The sequence below is a fragment of the Terrisporobacter mayombei genome, assembly GCF_020748465.1.
Classification (GTDB): Bacteria; Bacillota; Clostridia; order Peptostreptococcales; family Peptostreptococcaceae; genus Terrisporobacter; species Terrisporobacter mayombei.
In genome coordinates this window covers 1-445 of record NZ_JAHZMP010000260.1, presented here as the reverse complement: position 1 = coordinate 445, position 445 = coordinate 1, and the positions used below count along the sequence as shown (strand labels likewise).

Annotated in this window: 1 protein-coding gene; it reads left to right on the top strand. The window is 24.3% G+C overall.

Features of this window, described 5'->3' with window-relative positions; genetic code table 11:
• Positions 1–355: DUF5724 domain-containing protein (locus tag K0039_RS21460; protein WP_228106910.1), on the top strand; the 355-nt coding region annotated here is incomplete at its 5' end.
• Between the last annotated feature and the right edge of the window lie 90 nt (positions 356–445).

Below are 445 nucleotides of genomic sequence, written 5' to 3'. Positions count from 1 at the left end.
TTCTGTTTCTGTAGCAACAAAAAAAGAAGCAAAAAAAATTCTCGATACAGATATAAATAAAATAATAAAAGTTTATGAAAAATTTGATGAGCTTATTACTGAAAATGCAGATTATGAATATGAAGTTGAAAGATGGTCAGGTAATGTAGACAAAGTACTTTTAGGCTATTCTACTTATAATTTGACTCCTATTAAATATAAAGTTTCTAATGATACTCTAGATAATTATCCATTGGCAGAACTTTGGAGAGAAACTAGTAAAAAACTTAACTTAGACTACAAATTAATACTAGATATATTATTTTATAGTATAAGTACATGCGGATATAATGAAATAGAAAAAAGTTGGTTTTAATCTATATATTCAAATGTCCTTGACTCTAAAAAACAAAATAAAATATCTACAAAACTTGAAAAATTAAAATTCAATGGACTTACAAGAAAG